A 16,491-nucleotide genomic window follows, 5' to 3' on the forward strand; every position below is an offset into this window, starting at 1 on the left:
ACCGAGGAGGGTGCCCGACGTCGCCTGGGCGCCGGGCGTGCGCGTAGCACTCTGCCACAGGTTCACTACGCTTCGCTAATCCAACTGGTGAGCCTTCACTACCGTGGAATGCATGAAGCTCTCACCGCCCGTCGCCCGGGAACGCTTTGTCTCCTCACCCGTCGCCCGGCTGGCGACTGTCGACGGCTCCGGGGTGCCTCATGCGGTTCCCGTGACCTTTGTGGTCCAGGACGACGTCCTGTACTTCGCGGTCGACCACAAGCCCAAGAGCACCTGGAATCTACGGCGCTTGCGCAATATCAGGGAGAATCCAGCAGTAACGGTGCTGGTCGACCACTACGACGACGACTGGACGGAGCTGTGGTGGGCCCGCGCCGACGGCCGCGGCGAAGTCCTGGAGGAAGGCGAAGAGCGCCTGCGGGCGGTGAGCTTGTTGTGCGACAAGTACGGCCAGTACAAGCAGTCCCCGCCCAAGGGCCCTGCGGTCGCCGTCCGGGTCGAGCAGTGGACTGGCTGGGCCTTCACATAGCCCCGCGGGACAGCGTCACCCGACGTGACGTTGCCGTACCTCGGGGAACCGAAGACCAGGCGGTCCGTTCCTCAAGGACGTTCGGTCGTAGACGAGATCGCACGGCACCGTGAGGAGTTCGCGCCGCAGGTCGTGTACATCGAGGATCGGACGAACCGCAGGGCCCGTATGGCGCCATGCTCGTTTGCTGTACACCAGCGAGCGGAGCGATCCGGCGTGGCAGTTGGGCGAAGGCGTGGGCCCGGAAAGTCGAGCGGGTGAATGCACACCGCCCTTGTGGGCCCGGGTGGCTGCTTCGAGGGCGACGAGGACGGTGCTGCGGAAGTTGTCGGCATCTGCCGGGTCCTGCTTCTTGAGCAGGCTCATGGCCGCCGTCAGGGCCGGCAGCACGTGGTCGGCGATGGCGGCCACGGACCTGCCGTCCAGGTTCTGCACCTTGGACTTCTCGGCGAGCACGTGCCCGACCGGGCCGGTCGCGGAGGCCAGGGCGATGCTGCCGTGGGTGGCGACCCTGTGGGGCGAGCCGGCGGCGTCGGCGGAGGTCAACAGCGACACGGCGCCGTACGCGGCGGTCCGCAGGGTGAGCTTGTCCTGGTCGGTGAGGGTGAGAGACATGGTCGTGTGCTCCTTGAGTCCGTCGCGGCCCCGGGTCGCGGCTCCGTCGCCTTCCTTCTGGCACAGAGCCTGCGCCCACCCGGTTTCACGGCGGCCTCACCGCGCTCTCAGCGGAGGACCAGGCGACGAGATCCACTGAAAGCGGGTCGAGGACCGGCCGGTCACGTCTCGGCCGCTTACAGGGAGCCGCCGCTGTCCACGACCAGATCGGTGCCGACGACGGAGGCCGCGTCGTCCGAGGCCAGGTAGAGGACGGCGGCGGTGACCTCGTGGGTGGTGGCGAGGCGGCCGAGCGGGAGGGTGGCCCGCGCGCGGTCGGTCCGGTCGGCCTCGGTCTCGCCCGGGCGCAGGGACATGGAGGTCTCGGTGGCGCCGGGGCTGACCACGTTGATCCGGACGCCGTCCCGGATGTGGTCCAGGGCGGCGCCGCGGCTGAGCGCTGTCACCGCGGCCTTGGTCGCCGAGTAGGCGGCGGCCCCGGGGGAGGCGGTGTGCAGGCCGAAGGTGGAGGAGATGTTCACGATCGCGCCGCCCGCCGGCTGGGTGCGCATTTGGCGGATCTGCGCCTGGAGGGCCAGGAACACGCCGGTGACGTTGATCGCGAGCTGGGTGTGCCAGTCCTCCTCCGGGAAGTCAGCGAGGGGCTGCCCGCCCCGGAACACGCCCGCGCTGTTGACCGCCACGTCGAGCGAGCCGAAGTGCTCGACGGCGGTGTGGACCACCGCGTCGGCGTCGGCCGCGCGGGAGACGTCGGCGCCCACGGCGATGCCCTTGCCGCCCTGTTCCTCGATCAGGCGGACGGTCTCCGCCAGCGGCTCGGGCCGCCGTCCGGCGACGACGACCCGGGCTCCCTCGGCGGCGAGCGCGCGGGCGACGGTCCGGCCGATGCCGGATCCGGCGCCGGTGACGAGGGCGGTCCGGCCGGTGAAGCGAGGCATGGGATCTCCTTTTATAGAACGATCGGTTCAGTATGGGAGTAGGAAAAACGCCCTCCGAGTGGGAGGGCGTCCGTCTAGTCGAGCAGCGCCAGCGCCTGCTCCGCCGCGTCCCGGACGCGGGCCGGGTCCGCCGAAGCCTTGCCGACGACCCGCAGGCCCTGCATCAGCACCAGCAGCGTGCGGGCCAGAGCGAGTGGATCGCGGCCGGCCGGCAGCTCGCCCTGGTTCTGGGCGCGGACCAGCGCGGAGTGCAGCAGCGTCTCCAGGTGGTCCCAGTTGCGCTCGACGCGCCGGGCGGCGGCCGGGTCGTGCGGGGCCAGCTCGGCGGCCGTGTTGGTGATCAGGCAGCCGCGCAGCCGCAGCCGCTCGTCGGCCGCCTCCGCCGCGTACCGTCGTACGACCGCCCGCACGGCCGGCAGAGCTGCGCCCGGCTGGGACAGGTCCCGCACGATCCGGGTGAGCCCCGACCGCTCGTAGCGCTCCAGCGCCTGCAGATACAGCTCGTGCTTGTTCCCGAAGGTGGCGTACAGGCTCGCCCTGCCTATGCCGAGGTGCTCGACCAGGTCGGCCATCGACGTCGCCTCGTAGCCGCGCCGCCAGAACAGCTCCAGGGCTGTCTGCAGCGCGGCGTCCGGATCGAACTCCTTGGTCCTGGCCATGTAACTCAGCCTAGGTTTTTCTGGAACGACCAGTCAAGCGAGGTGATCGGTCAAGCAGAGGCTAGGCGGCCCGCACCTCGTACGCCGCCACCCGTACCTCCTCGTCGTCCAGACACTCCCCGCTGACCAGGTCGAAGCGCTGCTTCAGCAGGGGTGAGGCGACGAACGGACGGTCCTGGTGGGTGCCGGTCAGGCCGCGGGACAGGACGGCCGCGCCGGTGAAGGGGTCGCGGTTGTCGACGGCGTACAGGCGGTCGGCGCGGTCCCGGAAGAGGGCCACCTGGCGGCCGTCCGGCAGCAGGGCGGCCACCCCGCGGCCCGGGGTGAGCGCGCTCAGGTCGCAGGCCGTGAACCAGTCGTCGGCGGCGAGCCGGAGCTGGACCTTCAGGTCGGTGGTCTCGACAGCCAGGGTCATCGGGCGCTTCCTTCCAGAACGTCGTCGGCGGGCCGCAGGCCGATGGACAGCAGCGGCAGGTCGGGCTTGATCTGGTCGCGCTCGGGGACGAAGGCGACGACCGGGTCCGGGGTGTCCGGGGCGTTCACGAAGGACACGAACCGGGCGAGCTTCTCGGGGTCGTTGATGGTCTCCGCCCACTCGTCGCGGTAGTGCGCGACGTGCGCCCGCATCAGCTGCTCCAGTTCGTCGCAGATGCCGAGCGAGTCGTGCACGACCACGTCCCGTACGTGGTCCAGGCCGCCCGGGATCCGCTCCAGCCAGGTCGAGGTGCGCTCCAGGCGGTCGGCGGTGCGGATGTAGAACATCAGGAACCGGTCGATGAGGCGGACGAGTTCGGCGTCGGACAGGTCCTGGGCCAGCAGGTCCGCGTGGCGCGGGGTCGCGCCGCCGTTGCCGCCGACGTACAGGTTCCAGCCATTGGCGGTGGCGATCACCCCGAAGTCCTTCGACTGGGCCTCCGCGCACTCGCGCTGGCAGCCGGAGACCGCCGACTTCAGCTTGTGCGGGGAGCGCAGGCCCCGGTAGCGCAGCTCCAGGTCGATCGCCATTCGGACCGAGTCCTGCACGCCGTAGCGGCACCAGGTCTGGCCCACGCAGGACTTCACCGTGCGCAGTGCCTTGCCGTACGCGTGGCCCGACTCGAAGCTGGCGTCCACCAACCTCGCCCAGATCAGCGGTAGTTGCTCGACCCGAGCGCCGAACATGTCGATCCGCTGCCCGCCGGTGATCTTTGTGTAGAGGCCGAAGTCGCGGGCGATCTCGCCGATCACGATCAGCTTCTCCGGCGCGATCTCACCGCCGGGGATGCGCGGCACCACCGAGTACGAGCCGTTCTTCTGCAGGTTGGCCAGAAAGTGGTCGTTGGTGTCCTGCAGGGCCGCCTGCTCGCCCTCCAGGACATAGCCGCTCGCGCCGATCGTCGGGGCGAGGGAGGCGATGATCGAGCCGACGGCCGGCTTGCAGACCTCGCAGCCGTCGCCGGCCCGGGCGCCCTCACGGCCGTACCGGTCGAGAAGATCCTGGTACGACGTGATGCGCAGGGCGAGGACGATCTCGTACAACTCCTCGCGGGTCTGGGCGAAGCAGCCGCACAGGCCCTTGTCGACCTCGACGCCGGACGCCTCCAGCTCCGCGTTGACGAGCTGGCCGAGCACCTTGACGCAGGAGCCGCAGCCGGTACCGGCCTTGGTGCACTTCTTCACCTCGGGCACGGTGGTGCACTTGTGCTCCGTCACCGCGCCGCGGATCGTGCCCTTGCTGACGTTGTGGCAGGAGCAGATGATCGCCTCGTCCGGCAGCGCGGACGGGCCGAGCCGGGCCCCCGAGTCGGCTCCGGCGGGCAGGACGAGCGACTCGGGGGAGATCGGGGGCACGGAGCCGGTCAGCGCGCGCAGGGTGCCGTACGCCTCCGCGTCACCGATCAGGATGCCGCCGAGCAGCGTGCCGTCCGCGCCGATGACCAGCTTCTTGTACAAGCCGGCGCGGGAGTCGGAGTAGACGACGTCCAGGCAGTCTGCGGTGGTGCCGTGCGCGTCACCGAAGGACGCCACGTCCACGCCGAGCAGCTTCAGCTTGGTGGACAGGTCGGCGCCGACAAAAGCGGCTTCGTCGGAAGCGATCGTCGCCGCGGCCGTCTGCGCCTGCTCGTAGCCGGGCGCCACCAGGCCGTACACCCGGCCGTCCGACGCCAGCGCGCACTCGCCGATCGCGAAGATGTGCGGGTCGGTGACCGTACGGCACTGTTCGTCGACCGTGATGCCGCCGCGCTCGCCGACCGCGAGGCCGCAGTCCCGGGCCAGGTGGTCGCGGGGGCGGACACCGGCGCTGAACACCACCATGTCGGTGGGGAGTTCGGAGCCGTCGGACAGCTTCATGCCGCTGACCGAGCCGTCCTCACCGGTGAGGATCTCCTGCGTGCCCACGTCCGTGTGCACGGTCAGGCCCATGCCCTCGATGGTCCGCAGCAGTGCCGTGCCACCACCTTCATCGACCTGCACCGGCATCAGGCGCGGCGCGAACTCCACGATGTGCGTGGCAAGTCCGAGTCCCTTCAGCGCGCCGGCCGCCTCCAGGCCGAGCAGCCCGCCGCCGACCACGGCGCCGGTCGTCGCCCTCGTCTTCGCGTACTCCTCGATGGCGAGCAGGTCCTCGATCGTGCGGTAGACGAAACAGCCCTCGGCGTCCTTGTTCGGGACCGGCGGCACGAACGGGTACGAGCCGGTGGCCAGGACGAGGGTGTCGTACGCGAAGACCTGGCCGGACCTGGCCGTGACCGACCTCGCCGCGCGGTCGACCGTCTCCGCCGGGTCGCCGACGTACAGCTCGATGCCGTGGTCCTTGATGAACTCCATGTCGGTCATGGAGAGGTCCTCGGGGGTCTTGCCCGAGAAGTACGAGGTGAGGGCGACGCGGTCGTACGCGGGACGCGGCTCCTCGCACAGCACGACCACGCGGTGCGTGGCGGTCAGGCCACGCTCGGCGAGCGCTTCGAGGAAGCGCTGGCCGACCATGCCGTGGCCGACGAGCACGATCGTGGGGGTGGCCCCCAGGGCGGTGGTCATCAGGAGCCTCCATCATTGGTGAGCAGGTGGAGCAGGGGGCCGCCGTCGGAGGGGAGCGGCTCTGCTCCCTCCCAGGCGCGGGCGAGCGCGCCGACGGTGCCGAGTTCGCCGACGAGGACCCCGCCGACCAGGCGGTCGTCGCGGACGACGACCTTGCGGTAGGTGCCGCGGGTGGCGTCGGCGAGCCGTACGACGTCGTCGCCGGGGCGCCCTTCGGGCTCGCCGAACGCGGCCAGGTCGAAGGGGGAGCCCGGGCCGGTGAGGGTCAGCCGGGTCAGGCAACGGGTGCCGGAGTAGCGCACGTTCGGGTCTCCGGCGAGCAACTCGGCCAGTGCGTCAGCCTGTTCGAGTGCGGGGACCGCCAGGCCGTAGACCGTGCCCTCGTGCTGGACGCAGTCGCCGACGGCGTGGATGTGCGGGTCGGAGGTGCGCAGTGCGTCGTCGACGAGGATGCCCTTGTGCACGGCGAGACCGGCCTGTTCGGCGAGTGAGGTGCGCGGGCGCACCCCGCAGGCGAGGACGACGAGGTCGGCGTCCAGGGCGTATCCGTCGGCCATCTCCACCGAGCGGACCGCGCCGGCGACCGAGCGTACGTCCCGCACCCGGCACTCGGTGTGCACCTCGACGCCCAGGTCGGTCAGGTGCCGCAGCACCAGCCGGGAGGCGTCCGGGTCGAGCTGGCGTTCCATGAGCCGCTCGGCCTGCTGGGCGAGGACCACCTGGGCGCCGCGCACGGCGAGTGCGCGGGCGGCGGAGACGCCGAGCAGCCCGCCTCCGATGACGACCGCGCGCACACCCGGCCGGACCGCCTTGGACAGTCCCAGGCAGTCGTCCAGCGTGCGGAACGCGTGGACGCCCTCGGGGAGTTGGTGGTCGGGCGTGAACAGGCCGCGCAGCGGTGGCAGCACCGGGTTGGACCCGGTGGCGAGAACCAGCGTGTCGTATGCGATCGAGGCGCCGTCGGCGCACTCGACGGTCCGGGCGGCCCGGTCGATACCGGTGACCCGGGCGCGCAGCAGGTCCTCGGGCGCGGGCAGGCCGATCACCTCGGGGGCGTACCGGCCGGCCAGCACCTCGGCGAGCAGCACCCGGTTGTACGGCGGGTGCTCCTCCTCGCCGACGAGCAGCGCGGGCGTGCCCAGCTCGCCGAGCCGCCGGGCGAGCCGTACGCCCGCGAGGCCGGCGCCGATCACCACCACACGCGTATTCGAGGTCATGCCCTTGAGCGTGCGGTCCCGACGTTACCCGGCCGCATCACGTCTGTTTCCCGTGAGGAACGCTGCCCTCAGCGGGGGCGGGCGGGGGGTGTGAGGGGTCCGTGGGCACGCCGGGGCGCCCTGCTGAACGAGGCACTGGCGCCGCTCGGGGCGTGGGGGAGGGAGCATGTCCTTGGCGGGAAACGGGGCACCAGCGCCACGAAGGGGCGCGGGGAACTGCGCGTCCGGCCTACGACCGAGCCGCGGTCGAACGACGACCTGCGCAACCCCTCTACGACCTGTCCAACCACCTACCGGCTGCCGGTCAGGTGCGCGAACACCACCACGTTGCCCAGGTAGCCGGTGGTCTTGGAGTAGCCGCCGCCGCAGGTGATGACGCGGAGTTCGGGGCGGGGCGCCGCGCCGTAGACCTTCTCGTCGGGGAAGTTGTTCGCCGCGTACACCTCCACCGCGTCGACGGTGAACACGGCCACGGAGCCGTCCCGGCGGTCCACCTCGATGCGGGCGCCTCGCTTCAGCGCGCCCAGGTCGTAGAAGACGGCCGGGCCCTCGGTGTTGTCGACATGGCCGGCGACGATCGCGGTGCCCGTCTCGCCGGGTATGGTGCCGGCCTCGTACCAGCCGGCCAGGTTCTTGTTCTGGGCCGGGGGGACGTCCAGGCTGCCGGAGCGGGTGAGGGCGAGACCCATCAGCGGGGCGTTCACGCGTATCGCGGGTATGCGGATACGGGTGGGTATGGACGGGGCGAGGGCGGGGGCCGCGAGCCGCTCGCCACTCGGCTCCGGACGTCCCTGAGCCGCGGCGGGCTGCGGCGGCGTGTGCGTCCCGGCGCCGCCGCCGAGCAGCCACACCCCGGAGCCGAGGGCCACGACGGTGACGGCGGCTATCGCGGAGTCGCCGAGCCTGTCGCGCCTGTTTCTGCTGCGCATACGAACCCTCTCCCGGGGGCGGACCCCCGAAGACCGGGGGGCGGACCCAATGACCACCCCCTCCCCCTCCGGGCCGCGAGGGGCGTCGGACCCGGAGGGGGCGGGATGTGCGGTACCGGCTGACGGACAGCGGAGGGCGTCCGTCAGAACCCGTCGCCTCTCGCCCGGCGATGCAGGAGCCAGGTACCGCCCGCGGCGGCGACGGCCAGCGCCGCCACACCCGCCGCGGTCTGCACGGGGTCGGTGCCGAGTGCGCCGCCGACCCCCGTCTTCACACTTCCTCGCGGCTGCGCCTGCTCGTGCGCCGCGCTCAACGCCACCATCAGGTCGCCGCTCACCTGCCGGTCGCCCTCGGCACACTTGGCGACGATCTCGTACGTCCCCGGCTGCGCGCTCTCCGGCACCCGGAACTGCCCGATGGCCTCGCCCTTGTGCGAGCTGGGCGCCAGCGTGAAGGTGCCGGCGCCGACCGCACCGGCGTCCCCGACCGCCGAGCCCTTGTCGCCGCACGCGGCGGTGTTCACCGTGACCTGGCCGCCGGGCGCCACGCTGGAGGGGTACACGTCCAGGCTGCCGGTGCCGGCCCAGGCGGGTGCCCCGGCGGCCACGACGAGCGCGGTACCGGTCAGCAGACGAGCGGTGCGTCGCATGGGTGCTCCCCAGGGCTGGTCGGACTGGTGTGTCCCTCTGCCCTTCCGAGGTAAATGGCTTTCGCCCGGGTCCGCTCCCTGAGGGGCCGCCAGCAATGCGGTGAACGGGTGTCAGGACCAGCCCCACACGGAGTAACCGCCGTCGGTTTCCGGCAGGTCACAGGCGCAGGGGAAGGGGCGATGAGATGACCGTGCGAAGAGAACACGAATGGAGCGACGCCGCCCGTTGAACGGGTGACGGCAGGTGTGGCACAGCAGACCGCGGCCGCCCCGGAACCATCACCGGGGCGGCCGCGGCCTGTCGTACTCGATGCGGGGCTCAGTTCACGTTGACGGCACTCCAGGCCGCCGCCACCGCGTTGTACTCCGTGCTGCCCGCGCCGTAGAGGTCCTTGGCGGCGTTCAGGGTCGCCGTGCGGGCCCCCGCGTAGTTCGTCGAGGAGGTCATGTAGACCGTCAGCGCCCGGTACCAGATCTTGCCGACCTTGTCGCGGCCGATGCCGGTGACCGTGGAGCCGTTGTAGGTGGGGGAGTCGTAGCTGACGCCGTTGATGGTCTTCGGGCCGCTGCCCTCCGCCAGCAGATAGGCGAAGTGGTTGGCGACGCCGGAGGAGTAGTGGACGTCGAGGTTGCCGACCGAACTGCTCCAGTAGTCCGCCGAGTTGCCGTCCTTCGACGGCTTGTCCATGTAGCGCAGGGCGGTGTGGCCGAAGCCGGGCTTCACGATCTTCTCGCCGATGAGGTAGTCACCGGTGTCGGAGGCGTTGTTGGCGTACCACTCCACCATCGTGCCGAGGATGTCCGAGGTGGCCTCGTTGAGCCCGCCGGACTCGCCGGAGTAGGTCAGCGCGGCGGTCTTCGACGTCACCCCGTGGGTCATCTCGTGCCCGGCCACGTCGAGGGCGACCAGCGGCCCGAAGGTGGTGCCGTCACCGTCGCCGTAGGTCATGCAGAAGCAACTGTCGTCCCAGAAGGCGTTGTTGTAGTTGCTGCCGTAGTGGACGCGGTTGTACGAGCCCTTGCCGTCGCCGCCGATGCCGTTGCGGCCGTGGACGTTCTTGTAGTAGTCCCAGGTCTCGTCGGTGCCGTACTGGGCGTCGACGGCGGCCGAGGCGCGGTCGGAGGTGGTGCCGCTGCCCCAGTGGTTGTCGGCGTCCGTGAACAGGGTCGCGGGGGCCCGGCTGAAGCAGATGCCGAAGAAGCACAGGTCCGTCTTGCCCTCGGCGTCACCGGTGTAGGTGTTGCCGCGCGTCGGGTCCTTGAGCTGGTACGACGATCCCGACTGGGTCGTCTCCAGCGGCACCGTCCCGCTGTACAGCGACTTGCCGTCGCCGGCGGCGGTCTCGATGCTGTCCCAGGCGTCGATCTGCCGGCCGGTGCGGGCGTCGGTCAGCACGGTCCGGGCGACCGGGTTGCCGAGGGAGTCCAGGCCGACCGCGTTGGTGCGCCAGGCGAGCTTCGGGGTGCCGTGCAGGGCGTCGACGATCAGCTCGGGCTTGGCCTTGACCTGCTTGAGCGTGTCGCCGAGGTTGACGGCGCGCAGGGCGTTGACGGCGAGGTCGGCGGCCTTGAGGGCCGAGACCTCGGGCAGGATCGAGGCGAGGGATATCGTGCCGCGGGTGGCCCGGTTCGCGCTGCGGTAGGCGCCGTCCGGGGTCAGGTGCACCACGAAGTCGCCGCCCAGCACGGGCAGTCCGTGGTAGGTGCGGTCGTAGCGGACGTGCTGGGTGCCGTCCTTGTCCACGACCACGTCGCGGACGCTGGTGTCCTCGGCGGAGGTCAGGCCGAGGCTCGTGGCATGGGCCAGGAGCGCCGACGCCGCGTTCTGGATCGCGATGGCCCTGGTCGGTCTGGCGTCGGCGTGGGCTGCGGGGGAGAGCGCCAGGGACAGCAGGGTCGCGGTGGTGACGGCGACGCCGGCGGTGGTGGCGAGACGACGGGATCCTCGGACGTGCTGGCGTATCCGGCTCATCGGTCTCCTCGGGGAAGCGCCCGACTAGGCGTGGGGGCGGCGCTGATGTCCCCAGTGATTTAAGGGGGCCTGACATGTCATGTCCATAGCCTCTTCATGGAGATGTGTGAGGAGCCGAAGGGGGTAGAGAATCGTTTCCGTGATCACCGAGGAGAACGAGAACGACCCCGAGGAGCCCGGAACCCCGCTGCCCTTCTTCGTCTACGGCACCCTGCGCCCCGGCGAGCCCAACCACGACCTGTTCCTGCGGGGCCGCACCACGTCGGAGGAACCGGCCCGCCTGCGGGACGCCGCACTGTACGACGGCCCCGGCTACCCCTACGCCGTCGAGCGGCCGGGCGGCGAGATCCGGGGCGAACTGATCACCGCCCGACCGGAGTCGTACGCAGAACTGCTCGCAGCCCTGGACCGCCTGGAGGAGTACACACCGGGCGACCCCCGCAACCTGTACCAACGCGTGGCCCGCAACGTCACACGCACCACCGACGGCACCACCACCCTCGCCTGGGTCTACCTGGCCGCCCCGCGTGTCGCCGCCCGGCTGCGTGCCGAGGGAACGCCGATCGAGGACGGCGACTGGCTGTCCCGGCGCTGAGTCAGCCGCCGAGCGGGGTCAGCCCCGAGGGCACGTCGATGCCGAACTCGTCCGCCGCCACGCGCCGCGCCTGCGTCTCGTCCGTCAGCTTGCGTTCGGTCACCGTGCCGTCAGGGTGGGTCTCGGTCAACGGGCGCCGTCCAGGGAGAGATGGCGTTCGGCGGTGGCCCGCTGCAGGTAGGGGCGGCGGGTGAACGGGGAGCGTGGGCTGGTGCTGGCGTACCAGTTGAACACCTCCAGGTCCGAGGCGTCGAACGGCTCCAGTGTGACGGCGTACTGGCCGGTCCACTCCCGCGCCCGGCGGTCGTACGCCTGCAGCTCCCACAGTTCCAGCGGGCCTTCGTGCGACAGCGGCACCAGCCGGTGCCGGCGCCCGGCGCCCTCGAACTCCTCGCCGGTGACCAGCGGCACCGGCAACAGCAGCGCCCCGAAGGCACCGAAGCCGATGTCCGCCAGATACGGCTGCGCATTCCCCGGCACCTCGACGCGCGGCATCGCATGCGTCCGCGGCCGGCTCTCCGGGGTGTCCGCGCCCACCACCACCCGCCCGGCCGACGGCGTCACCCCGAACCCCAGCGCCTGAAGCGCCGGCCGGAGCAGGGTGTTGTGCTCGTAGCAGTAGCCGCCGCGCCGGCCGTGGATCATCTTGGCCGGCAGATCGGCCGGGGCGGGCGAAGGGGCCCTGCCGGACACGGCGTCCAGGTTCTCGAAGGGCGGGGGACAGCGCGTGTGCCAGATGCGCCCCGCTCAGGGTCTCCAGGACGGGCCGCCGGCCGCCCTTCCAGCCGATGCGGTCCAGGTAGGCGTCCAGATCGGACTGCTCGAAGCCGGACATGTATCGAACCGACGCCGGCCCTGCCGATGTCCGCCGCGACCCACGGACCGATCCGCGCTACTGCTGTGGCCCTACGACCTCCACCCGCACCGCGCACGACTTGAACTCCGGCATCCGGGACGTCGGGTCGAGCGCCGGGTTCGTCAGGGTGTTGGCACGGCCCTCGCCGGGCCAGTGGAACGGCATGAAGACGGTGTCGGGGCGGATGGCGGACGTGATCCGGGCGGGGGCGGTCGCCCGGCCCCGGCGGGAGGTCACGGCCACCGGATCCCCCTCGGCGGCGCCGATACGGGCCGCGAGGCGGGGGTGGAGCTCCACGAAGGGGCCGGGGGCGGCGGTGTTCAGCTCGGTGACCCGCCGCGTCTGCGCACCCGACTGGTACTGCGCGACCACCCGTCCGGTGGTCAGCAGCAGCGGGTATTCGGCGTCTGGCTCCTCCGCCGTCGCCCGGTGCGCCACGGCGACGAACCGGGCCCGGCCGTCCTGCGTGGCGAAGCGGTCCAGGAAGAGGCGGGGGGTACCGGGGTGGGCCGGCTGGTCCGCCTCCGCGTCCGCGTTCCGCGGGCACGGCCAGAACACCCCGTTCTCCTCCGCCAGCCGCCCGTAGGTGATCCCCGAGTAGTCCGCCGGGCCGCCCGCGCTCGCCCGGCGCAGCTCCTCGAAGACCTCCTCGGCGTCGGTCGGGAAGCCCTTCTCCACACCGAGGCGGGCCGCCAGCTCGTGCAGGACGTACAGGTCGCTGCGGGCCCCGGGCGGCGGGGTGATCGCCTGGCGGCGCAGCAGGACCCTGCCCTCCAGACTGGTCGTCGTTCCCCTCTCCTCCGCCCACTGGGTGACCGGGAGGACCACGTCCGCCAGCTCGGCCGTCTCCGACAGCACGACGTCACAAACAGCCAGGAAACCGAGGGACTTGAGACGTTCTTCGACATGTGCCGCGCGCGGCGCCGACACCACCGGGTTGGAGCCCATCAGCAGCAGCGCCCGGATGTCCCCACCCAGGGCGTCGAGCAGCTCGTACGCGCTGCGTCCGGGACCGGGAAGCGCATCCGGGTCGACGCCCCACACCTCGGCCACGTGCCGCCGCGCCTCCGGGTCGTCCAGCTTGCGATAGCCGGGCAGCTGGTCGGCCTTCTGGCCGTGTTCGCGGCCCCCCTGCCCGTTGCCCTGCCCGGTCAGGCAGCCGTAACCACTCAACGGCCGCCCCGCGCGTCCGGTCGCCAGGCACAGGTTGATCCACGCGCCCACCGTGTCCGTGCCCTTGGACTGCTGCTCCGGCCCGCGGGCGGTGAGCACCATCGCCGACTCCGGCTCGCAGAAAAGCCGTACGGCCTCCCGGAGTTCGGGAACGGACACCCCCGTGATCCGCTCCACGTGCTCCGGCCAGTGCGCCATCGCCACCGCGCGAGCCTGCTCCCAGCCGGTGGTCCGCTCCTGGATGTACTCCTCGTCCGTGCGGCCCTCGGCCACCACCAGGTGCAACAGGCCGAGGGCCAGGGCGAGATCGGTGCCCGGGCGGGGGGCCAGGTGCAGGTCCGCCTGCTCGGCCGTCCTCGTCCTGCGCGGGTCGACGACGATCAACGTGCCGCCGTTCTCCCGGAGTTCCGTGAAGAAACGCAGCGACGGCGGCATGGTCTCGGCCAGATTGGAGCCGACGAGAATCACGCACCCTGTCTTCGGGATGTCCTCCAGGGGGAAGGGGAGACCCCGGTCGAGACCGAAGGCCTTCGTGCCCGCCGCCGCGGCCGACGACATGCAGAACCGGCCGTTGTAGTCGATCTGCGAGGTGCCGAGCACGACCCGGGCGAACTTGCCGAGCGTGTACGCCTTCTCGTTCGTCAGCCCGCCCCCACCGAACACGCCCAGCGCGTCGGCGCCGTACTCCTGCCGTATGCTCCCGAGCCGCTCGGCGATCCGGTCCAGGGCCTCGGCCCAGCCCGCCTCGACCAGCCGGCCCCCGGAGCGCACCAGCGGCGAGGTCAGTCGCACCGCGGGCGACAGCACCTCGGCCGCCGTACGGCCCTTGCCGCACAGCGCGCCCCGGTTCACCGGGAAGTCCGTCCGTTCGGTCACCTCGACGCCCCCCTGGGGCAGGGGCGTGACGTTCATCCCGCACTGCAGGGCGCAGTACGGGCAGTGGGTGGGCGTCGAGGCGATCGGTTCCATGCCGCCAGCGTGCGTCGGGCGTGTTACGGCCCCGACCGCCTCCCGTTACACGCCCGGCACGGCGACCTCCCCGCCGGGCCGGTGACGCCGTGAGGTCCCTACTGCCGGCTCAGCGAGCGGCTGGCGCCCGCCGCGATCGTCGTCGCCAGCACCCAGCCGGTGACGATCAGCGGATACGACAGCCACTGATACCAGCCGTGCGGCGCGAACGCCCCCTCCTGGCCGAAGTCGATGATCGGCAGCAGCAGGTCGAGGGTGTAGAAGAGCGGGTTGAACGCGGGCGCCTCGGAGGGCTTGAGCGCGGGCGGATGGTGCAGGGCGAAGGCGAGCGTGCCGGTGCACAGCAGGAGCAGCAGCCAGCCCGCGGCCCGCATCGGGCGGAAGCCGTAGCCGACGGCCGCGTCCTGGAGACAGCCCCACAGCCGTGCGTACGGCGGCGGGGCGCGCCGGTGGCGGCGGAGCTTGGCCAGCTGGAAGGTGCGCGCGGCGGCGTCGTCGCCCACCGTGCGGTATGCGGTGGTGAGCTGCTCGTAGGGATAGGGAAGATAGCCGCCGGCCTCACGCTCCAGCAGCGGCAGTCGCTGCTCGGCGGGCAGGTGCGGTGCCAGGACGCGATAGCCGAGCCCGTCGGTCTGCACGCGCTCGGGCCAGACCTCGGGCGGCACGTGCAGCAGCTCCACCTGGGCGCGGCGCAGATTGACGGCACCCTCGATGGGCGCGGCCTCGCGCAGCCACAGCTCGCCGATGACACTGCTGCTGGCGCGCAGGGCCGGTCCCTCCGGATGGGACAGGCGGGCGTACGCGAGGTTGAGCTGGTGGGGAATGCGGGCACCGCGCAGATTGAACCGCCCGTGGGTACGCAGCCGCATCCCCCGCAGATCGGTGCCGACCGAAAGGGTCTCGGCGTCCAGTGCCGTGCCGCCGGGGTTCTGCGGCACGGCGTCGTCGAGGTTCACCTGCCCGCCCCCGGTGGTCCCCTTGAGCCGGACCTCGCCATGGGCGACGAGCCCGACGGCCCACACGTCCGCACCCACCTCCGCGTGGCCGAGCTGGAGGACGGGTTCCTCGCAGACCTCCTCGAGGCGGCCGAGCCGTGCCTGGTTGGCGAACAACGCCCCGGAGATCTTCGCGCCCGCCAGCCGTACGCGACCCGCGATACGGCAGCAGGTGATCCGCAGCGCCCCGTCGACGTGGAGGGTGCCCGCGGTGAGCCCGGGAAGGACCGAATCGGTCAGTACCAGGGCGGGCATCCTCGCCCCGTACAGGTTCGGGGTCTCGTCGAAGAAGCAGGCTCGCAGCCGGACCGGGTGGTCGACCGTCCCGTACATCAGATGGAGCACGCCGGTGACGCGCGCGCCCCACACCTTCAGCCCGGCGATCCGTCCCTCCCGCACCGGCCTGTCCAGCAGCAGTTCCCGCAGCTCCTCCGCCCGCAGCGTCCGCTCCGGGCCGCATGAGGCGCCCTGCGCGGGGTCCTCGTCGTCGCTCTCCCGGAAGTCGACCCCTTCGCCGAGCGGGAACGCCTCCCGGACGCGGCGCTCGGCGGCGTGAGGTCCGTGATCTCCACGTCAGCCCCGCGCCTGAGCCAGCGCCTTGGTGACCCCGTTCTCCCGCGGGCCGAGGAACGTCGGATCAGGATGGAACACCGCGTCCAGCACCGCCTTGCCCGCCGCGAACACCTCGCGCGTCCCGCCGTAGTACCAGGTCACATCGTGCTTGGCGTCGACCCCGACCCCGTACGAGTCCACCCCCGCCGCATCGCACAGCGCCACCGCCCGCCGGATGTGGAAACCCTGGCTGATCAGCACGGCCCGGTCCACGCCGAAGATCTTCTTGGCCCGCACACAGGAGTCCCAGGTGTCGAACCCGGCGTAGTCGCTGACGATCCGCTTGTCCGGCACCCCGTGTTTCCTGAGGTAGGCGCGCATCGCGTCGGGCTCGTCGTAGTCCTTGCGGCTGTTGTCCCCGGTCACCAGGACGACCTCGACCCGCCCCGCCCGGTACAGCTTCGCCGCCGCGTCCAGCCGGTGCGCGAGATACGGCGACGGCTCCCCGTTCCACAGCCCGGCCCCGAACACCATGGCGACCTGCGTGCGCGGGGCGTCCGCCGTCGTGCGCAGCCGGTCCGCCGTGGACACGAACAGCCAGGTCGCCGGCAGCAGCGCCAGCACGCACCCGGCCATCACGGCCTGCACCAGCCGCCGCTGCCCCGTGCGGGTGCGCGGCAGCCGCGGTCGACGGATCTTCATACGGCCCCCATGGATCGGCTCCGACCGGTTCCGACCATGGAGGACGTCCCCGGCGGCCGTCCGGTTCGCCTCACATCGAGCATCCGTACGACGTGAAGCAGCGGAAAACGCTCGTGACGGCC

The 16,491-nt window shown here is 71.7% G+C and carries 14 protein-coding genes and 1 pseudogene; 2 read left to right on the top strand and 13 right to left on the bottom strand.

The features are described 5' to 3' along the window. The first annotated feature begins 112 nt into the window (after positions 1-112). Positions 113-529 (top strand): TIGR03668 family PPOX class F420-dependent oxidoreductase, encoded by a 417-nt coding sequence (locus AB0M27_RS13480; RefSeq protein WP_365721102.1) that lies wholly within the window; start codon positions 113-115, stop codon positions 527-529. Between the two features lie 15 nt (positions 530-544). Here the strand turns inward: AB0M27_RS13480 and AB0M27_RS13485 are convergent, their stop codons facing one another. From AB0M27_RS13485 to AB0M27_RS13525, 9 genes are all read right to left on the bottom strand, one after another. Continuing rightward, positions 545-1,144, bottom strand: a complete 600-nt coding sequence (locus AB0M27_RS13485; RefSeq protein WP_365721104.1) for a hypothetical protein — start codon at positions 1,142-1,144, stop codon at positions 545-547. Positions 1,145-1,320: 176 nt separating this feature from the next. Further along, positions 1,321-2,082, bottom strand: coding sequence for a glucose 1-dehydrogenase (locus tag AB0M27_RS13490; RefSeq protein ID WP_365721106.1), 762 nt, complete (start codon positions 2,080-2,082; stop codon positions 1,321-1,323). A 74-nt stretch (positions 2,083-2,156) separates the two neighbouring features. After that, entirely contained in the window at positions 2,157-2,741 is a 585-nt protein-coding gene (locus tag AB0M27_RS13495) for a helix-turn-helix domain-containing protein (protein ID WP_365721107.1), read from the bottom strand. 61 nt (positions 2,742-2,802) lie between these two features. Beyond that, on the bottom strand, positions 2,803-3,156 hold the full coding sequence (gene nirD / locus AB0M27_RS13500; RefSeq protein WP_365721109.1) for a nitrite reductase small subunit NirD: 354 nt from the start codon (positions 3,154-3,156) through the stop codon (positions 2,803-2,805). Next, on the bottom strand, positions 3,153-5,759 hold the full coding sequence (nirB, locus tag AB0M27_RS13505) for a nitrite reductase large subunit NirB (RefSeq protein ID WP_365721111.1): 2,607 nt from the start codon (positions 5,757-5,759) through the stop codon (positions 3,153-3,155). The genes nirD and nirB overlap by 4 nt, the downstream gene beginning before the upstream one ends. After that, on the bottom strand, positions 5,759-6,976 hold the full coding sequence (locus tag AB0M27_RS13510; protein ID WP_365721113.1) for an FAD-dependent oxidoreductase: 1,218 nt from the start codon (positions 6,974-6,976) through the stop codon (positions 5,759-5,761). Before AB0M27_RS13510 ends, nirB begins: the two co-directional genes overlap by 1 nt. A gap of 290 nt (positions 6,977-7,266) precedes the next feature. After that, positions 7,267-7,905, bottom strand: coding sequence for a class F sortase (locus tag AB0M27_RS13515; protein ID WP_365721115.1), 639 nt, complete (start codon positions 7,903-7,905; stop codon positions 7,267-7,269). Between the two features lie 143 nt (positions 7,906-8,048). Continuing rightward, the gene (locus AB0M27_RS13520; protein WP_365721117.1) at positions 8,049-8,555 is read right to left on the bottom strand and encodes a hypothetical protein; all 507 of its coding nucleotides are present in this window, start codon (positions 8,553-8,555) and stop codon (positions 8,049-8,051) included. Between the two features lie 319 nt (positions 8,556-8,874). Further along, entirely contained in the window at positions 8,875-10,527 is a 1,653-nt protein-coding gene (locus AB0M27_RS13525) for a M4 family metallopeptidase (RefSeq protein ID WP_365721119.1), read from the bottom strand. A 139-nt stretch (positions 10,528-10,666) separates the two neighbouring features. Here AB0M27_RS13525 and AB0M27_RS13530 point away from each other — a divergent pair, with 139 nt between their 5' ends. Next, entirely contained in the window at positions 10,667-11,122 is a 456-nt protein-coding gene (locus tag AB0M27_RS13530) for a gamma-glutamylcyclotransferase family protein (protein WP_365721121.1), read from the top strand. Between the two features lies 1 nt (position 11,123). Here the strand turns inward: AB0M27_RS13530 and AB0M27_RS13535 are convergent. The 4 genes and pseudogenes from AB0M27_RS13535 to AB0M27_RS13550 all read right to left on the bottom strand — a co-directional run bounded on the left by AB0M27_RS13535 (position 11,124) and on the right by AB0M27_RS13550 (position 16,369). Next, positions 11,124-11,957, bottom strand: a pseudogene (locus AB0M27_RS13535) (arylamine N-acetyltransferase). 57 nt (positions 11,958-12,014) lie between these two features. Then, entirely contained in the window at positions 12,015-14,120 is a 2,106-nt protein-coding gene (locus AB0M27_RS13540; RefSeq protein WP_365721123.1) for a molybdopterin oxidoreductase family protein, read from the bottom strand. A gap of 98 nt (positions 14,121-14,218) precedes the next feature. Continuing rightward, entirely contained in the window at positions 14,219-15,514 is a 1,296-nt protein-coding gene (locus tag AB0M27_RS13545) for a membrane-associated oxidoreductase (RefSeq protein WP_365721125.1), read from the bottom strand. A gap of 174 nt (positions 15,515-15,688) precedes the next feature. Further along, the gene (locus tag AB0M27_RS13550) at positions 15,689-16,369 is read right to left on the bottom strand and encodes an ElyC/SanA/YdcF family protein (protein WP_365721127.1); all 681 of its coding nucleotides are present in this window, start codon (positions 16,367-16,369) and stop codon (positions 15,689-15,691) included. Positions 16,370-16,491: the final 122 nt, after the last annotated feature.

The sequence above is a fragment of the Streptomyces sp. NPDC052107 genome (assembly GCF_040680215.1).
GTDB lineage: Bacteria > Actinomycetota > Actinomycetes > Streptomycetales > Streptomycetaceae > Streptomyces.

Coding starts and splice junctions, on each gene's coding strand:
- AB0M27_RS13480 (WP_365721102.1), top strand. CDS start 113: ATGAAGCTCTCACCGCCCGTCGCCCGGGAACGCTTTGTCTCCTCACCC.
- AB0M27_RS13485 (WP_365721104.1), bottom strand. CDS start 1,144: ATGTCTCTCACCCTCACCGACCAGGACAAGCTCACCCTGCGGACCGCC.
- AB0M27_RS13490 (WP_365721106.1), bottom strand. CDS start 2,082: ATGCCTCGCTTCACCGGCCGGACCGCCCTCGTCACCGGCGCCGGATCC.
- AB0M27_RS13495 (WP_365721107.1), bottom strand. CDS start 2,741: ATGGCCAGGACCAAGGAGTTCGATCCGGACGCCGCGCTGCAGACAGCC.
- nirD (WP_365721109.1), bottom strand. CDS start 3,156: ATGACCCTGGCTGTCGAGACCACCGACCTGAAGGTCCAGCTCCGGCTC.
- nirB (WP_365721111.1), bottom strand. CDS start 5,759: ATGACCACCGCCCTGGGGGCCACCCCCACGATCGTGCTCGTCGGCCAC.
- AB0M27_RS13510 (WP_365721113.1), bottom strand. CDS start 6,976: ATGACCTCGAATACGCGTGTGGTGGTGATCGGCGCCGGCCTCGCGGGC.
- AB0M27_RS13515 (WP_365721115.1), bottom strand. CDS start 7,905: ATGCGCAGCAGAAACAGGCGCGACAGGCTCGGCGACTCCGCGATAGCC.
- AB0M27_RS13520 (WP_365721117.1), bottom strand. CDS start 8,555: ATGCGACGCACCGCTCGTCTGCTGACCGGTACCGCGCTCGTCGTGGCC.
- AB0M27_RS13525 (WP_365721119.1), bottom strand. CDS start 10,527: ATGAGCCGGATACGCCAGCACGTCCGAGGATCCCGTCGTCTCGCCACC.
- AB0M27_RS13540 (WP_365721123.1), bottom strand. CDS start 14,120: ATGGAACCGATCGCCTCGACGCCCACCCACTGCCCGTACTGCGCCCTG.
- AB0M27_RS13550 (WP_365721127.1), bottom strand. CDS start 16,369: ATGAAGATCCGTCGACCGCGGCTGCCGCGCACCCGCACGGGGCAGCGG.